We start from the raw sequence: 5,159 nt of genomic DNA, 5'->3' as shown, positions 1-5,159 counted from the left end.
GGGCAGATAGGGGAACATGACATTGAAGCCATCGGAACCGTCGGTGAGCAGCCATTCCTCCATCTCGTCGGCGATGGTTTTCGGGGTACCAACGAAAGCCAGTCCGGAATAGCCGCCGAGCCGCTGCGCTAGCTGGCGAACGGTCAGGTTTTCACTGCGCGCCAGTTCAATGACGCGTTCGCGGCTGCTCTTCGAGGCATTGGTCTCCGGAATGTCTGGCAACGGTCCGTCCGGATCGAAACCGGACGCGTCGTGGCCGAGCGCGATCGACAGCGAGGCGATGCCGCTCTCGTAATAGACGAGGCTGTCGAGCTTCGCGCGCTTGGCCCGCGCCTCCTCGACACTGTCGCCGACGATGACGAAGGCGCCGGGCAGGATCTTGATGTCGTCGCGCGCGCGGCCAAGTTTTTCCGCTCGGCCTTTCACGTCGGCAAGGAAGCGCTGGCCGGATGCCAGGTCGGGCGGCGCAGCGAAGATCACCTCCGCCGTCTCGGCGGCCAGTTGGCGTCCGACGTCAGACGCGCCGGCCTGGACGATGACCGGCCAGCCCTGCACCGGCCTGGCGATGTTGAGTGGCCCTCGCACCGACAGATGCTCGCCCTTGTGGTCGAGCACATGGAGTTTCGCCGGATCGAAATAGAGCCCGCTCTCCGCATCGCGGATGAAGGCGTCGTCGGCAAAACTGTCCCACAACCCGGTAACGACATCGTAGAACTCGCGCGCCCGGTGGTAGCGCTCGTCATGCTCGACATGCTCGTCGAGGCCGAAATTCAGCGCCGCGTCGGGATTGGACGTGGTGACGATGTTCCAGCCGGCGCGTCCGCCGCTGATATGGTCGAGCGAGGCGAAGCGGCGGGCGATGTGATAGGGCGCGTCGAAGGTGGTCGAAGCGGTGGCGACCAGGCCGATGTGGTCGGTGACGGCGGCAAGCGCCGAGAGCAGCGTGAACGGCTCGAAGGACGTTACCGTGTGGCTGCGCCGCAGCGCCTCGATCGGCATGTTGAGCACCGCCAGATGATCGGCCATGAAGAAGGCGTCGAACTTGGCCGCCTCGAGCGTCTGCGCGAAACGCTTGAGATGCGCGAAGTTGAAGTTGGCGTCGGGATAAGCGCCCGGGTAACGCCAGGCGCCGGTGTGAAGACTGACGGGGCGCATGAAGGCGCCGAGCCGCAATTGCCGTTTTTCTGACATGAGGAATGATCCAGCGATGACGAGCGTTGCCGCTCCGATATTAGCGCAGGATCGGCCTGCATCGCGCCGCTGAAAAGGAATTCTGTTTTGCCGAAGCCCTGCCGCGGAGCATTTTCGCCCGGCTGGCCTTTATGCGGATCATCCGCCACCGGCTTTCGCCGATGGCGGATGATCCAAGGTTGCCACCTTATCGTTGGAGCATGATCTCTTTTGAACCGAAGGTCAGCGCAGCAAAAACCGCTATGCACTTTTAGGGATCATGCTTTATTCCGCGGCCAGTGCCAGCTGCGGCCGTTCGATGCCTTCGATCTTCTCCGGCTCCGGCGCCTGCTCGTCGGTCTTGGCCTTCTTCGGCGCACGGCCGAAGAACAGCGCGTAGCCGGCCGGCAGCACCAGAATGGTGAGCACGGTCGCGACCAGGATGCCGCCCATCATGGCGTAGGCGAGCGGTCCCCAGAAGACGGCGCGCGAGATCGGGATCAGCGCCAGCACGGCGGTCAGCGCCGTCAGCATGATCGGCCGGAAGCGGCGCACCGCCGCACCCACGATCGCTTCCGATTGGTCCATGCCTGCCGCGATGTCCTGATCGATCTGGTCGACCAGGATGATCGAGTTGCGCATGATGATGCCGAGCAGCGCGATGACGCCGAGGATGGCGACGAAGCCGAAGGGCGCGCCGCTGATCAGCAGCGCCGCGGCGGCGCCGATGATGCCGAGCGGACCTGTGGCGAGCACCAGCATCGACTTGCCGAAATGCTGCAGCTGGACCATCAGCAGCACGACGATGATGGCCAGCATGATCGGCGCCTTGGCGGCGATCGAAGCCTGGCTCTCGGCCGAATCCTCGGCGCCGCCCTGGATCTCGATCTTGTAGCCGGGCGCTAGGCCGGCGCGCAGGTCCTTCATGTCGTTGTACATCTTGGTGACGACGTCGTTCGACTGCACGCCGTCCGGCAACGTGGCGCGCACGCTGATCGTCGGCAGGCGGTCGCGTCGCCATTCGACGCCCTGCTCCATGACCGGCACGACCTTGGCCACCTGCGAGAGCGGCACCGAGCCGCCGAAGTCGGTTGGGATGTAGACGGAGTCGACCGAAGACAGGAGATGGCGGGTCGCCTCCGGCTCGCGGGCGACGATCGACACCGTCTCCTCGCCGTCGCGGAAGTCGTCGAGCGCCGCGCCGGACATGGTGGCCTGCAGCACCTGGCGGATGCGCTGCGAGGTTACGCCAAGGGCGCGAGCACGATCCTGGTCGATCACCAGCTTCATTGCCGGCACCGTTTCCAGCCAATCGTCATGGATGGCGCCGAGCAGCGGGTTGGCCTGGAACTTCGCCTTCACCTCGTCGGCGATGCGGCGCACCTCCTTGCGGTCCGGACCCATGATGCGCATCTGCACGGGCCAGCCCGTCGGCGGTCCAAGGAACAGGCGGTCGACCTTGCCGCGGATCGAGGGGAAGTCCTTGGCGAGGATGCCGCGCATCTTGACGATCAGCCGCTCGCGCGCCGGCTCGTCCTTGGCCATCACCAGGAGCTGGGCGAAGTTGGGATTCCTGAGCTGCTGGTCGAGGGGCAGGAAGAAGCGCGGGGCACCTTCGCCGATATAGGTGGCGATGAAGCGCTTGTCGGGATCGTCCATCATTTTCGCTTCCAGCGCCTTGGCCTGGTTCTCGACCTCCTTGATCGAGGTGCCTTCCGGCAGCCAGAGATCGACGAGGATTTCCGGACGCGAGGATTGCGGGAAGAAATTCTGCGGGATGAACTGGAAGGCCCACAGGCTGGTGGCGAAGGTGACCAGGGTCATCACCAGAACGATGATGCGGTGGCGCACGGCCCAGGCGACCGTCGCGCGCAGGCGGCGGTAGAAGCCAGTGTCGAAGACATCGTGGTGGGTGCCGGCATGCTTGCGCTGCTTGAGGATCATGTAGCCCAGCCACGGCGTGAAATAGACCGCGACGAACCACGACACGATCAGCGCGATGCCGACGACATAGAACAGCGTGCGCACATATTCGCCGGCAGTGGATGCCGCGAAGCCGACCGGGATGAAGCCCGCCGTGGTGATCAGCGTTCCAGTGAGCATCGGGAAGGCGGTCGATGTATAGGCGAAGCTCGCCGCCTCGATCTTGACCAGCCCTTCCTCGAGCTTTCGTTCCATCATCTCGACGACGATCATGGCGTCGTCAACCAGGAGACCGAGCGCGATGATCAAAGCGCCGAGCGAGATGCGCTGCAGGTCGATGCCGATCTCGTACATGATGGCGAAGGTGGCGGCCAGAACCAGCGGGATGGCGATGGCGATCACCAGGCCCGAGCGCCAGCCGATCGACAGCAGCGACACGGCGAGCACGATGAGCAGCGCTTCGCCGAGCGCTTCCATGAATTCGCTCACCGCGTCCTTGACCACCTCCGGCTGATCCGAGATCTGGTCGACCGAAACGCCGTAGGGCAGCCCGGCCTCGAAGCGCTGGTAGGTCGCCTCGACATCCTTGCCGACGTCCCTGACGTTGAAACCCTTGGCCATGACGACGCCGACCTGGACGCTCTCATGGCCGTTGAAACGGTATTTGCGCTCATAAGGGTCTTCGAGACCGGACGAGACGGTGGCGATATCGCCGAGACGCGTCACCTGATTGCCGGAGCGCAGCCTGAGCTCGCGGATATCCGCGGCCTTGGTGACGTCGCCCTCGACCGAGATGCGCACCGAGCGCAGGCCGGTGTCGACCGAGCCCGCCGGATCGACAGCGTTCTGCCCCTTCACGGCGTTCTGCAAGTCGACGATGGTCAGGCCGCGCTCGGCCAGCGCCTTGGACGAGACGTCGATATAGATCTTCTCCGGCTGGTCGCCGATGATGACGGCCTTCTCGACGCCGGGCGTCGTCAACAGCATATCGCGCGCCTGGATGGCGAACTTCTTCAGCTCCGGATAGGTGAAGCCGTCGCCGCTGATCGAATGCAAGGTGATGAAGGTGTCGCCGAACTCGTCGTTGAAATACGGACCGAGCAGGCCTTGCGGCAACTCATTGGAAATGTCGCCGACCTTCTTGCGCACCTGATAGAAGGCGTCCTTCACCTCCTCGGCATTGGTGTCGCCTTTCACCTGCAGCATGATGATGGTGCTGCCGGCACGCGTGTAGGAGCGCACGAAATCGAGATGCGGCGTTTCCTGCAGCTTGCGCTCGATCTTGTTGACGACCTGGTCCTCCATGTCCTGGATCGAGGCGCCGGGCCAGATCGCCTGCACCACCATGATGCGGAAGGTGAAGTCCGGGTCTTCCTTCTGGCCCATGCGCATCAGGCCCATCGCGCCGGCCAGGATGATCAACCCGAACAGGAAGCGCGCGATGCTCGGATGTCCGATCGCCCAGCGCGAGAGATTGAAGGGGCGCTTTTCAGTGCTGCTGTCGGTCGTGGTGGTCATGGCGCAAGTCCAGTCCAATTGGCCGGCAATGCATAGCTGGCATTGCCCGTGAATTCTCGGTCGGGTTTCCGGGCGGCGAGACCCTCAAGCGGAGAGAGACTCGCAAATCGCGCTGGACGCGGCACTGCCGCGGGGGGGAGCCAACATGCCGGCATCCCGCGATCGGGTGTTCGCCGCCCGGAACCCATGCCCTTCCCCGGCTCGTGGCTCGAAGCAGCGAGAGCGGGAAAGGCGTCTGTTACGCCTGGCTAGTGCAGGCTGCCGGTGGTTGCGACATCCTCTGCCGCCGAGGCGGATTGCTGGGCGTCGCCGGAAAGCTTGACCTTCAGGTTTTCGGTCATGAACTGGGTGCCTGCCGCGACCACGACATCGCCCTGTTTCAGGCCGTCGGCCACGGTGACGCCGTCGGCGGTGAAGTTGGCGACCTTGATCGGGCGCGGATGCACGGTGTCGGAGGCGCGGTCCACTGTCCAGACGATCTGCTTGCCGTCCTTTTCGGTCATCGCGGTGAGCGGGATCGAGACGAGCTCAGCCTTGCTGCCGACGAT

The 5,159-nt window shown here is 64.3% G+C and carries 2 protein-coding genes and 1 pseudogene; all 3 read right to left on the bottom strand.

The window, feature by feature from the left end:
- The coding region (locus EOA24_RS26790; protein ID WP_133374624.1) for an LLM class flavin-dependent oxidoreductase at positions 1-1,191 on the bottom strand (1,191 nt) is incomplete at its 3' end.
- A gap of 264 nt (positions 1,192-1,455) precedes the next feature.
- Positions 1,456-4,611, bottom strand: a complete 3,156-nt coding sequence (locus tag EOA24_RS26785; RefSeq protein ID WP_126078680.1) for an efflux RND transporter permease subunit — start codon at positions 4,609-4,611, stop codon at positions 1,456-1,458.
- 248 nt (positions 4,612-4,859) lie between these two features.
- Positions 4,860-5,159: pseudogene (locus EOA24_RS26780) on the bottom strand (efflux RND transporter periplasmic adaptor subunit); the annotation flags it as partial.

Source organism: Mesorhizobium sp. M2A.F.Ca.ET.039.01.1.1 (genome assembly GCF_003998035.1).
Lineage (GTDB): Bacteria > Pseudomonadota > Alphaproteobacteria > Rhizobiales > Rhizobiaceae > Mesorhizobium.
The sequence above is the reverse complement of the archived record's forward strand: the minus strand, read 5'-3'. Positions and strand labels throughout refer to the sequence as shown.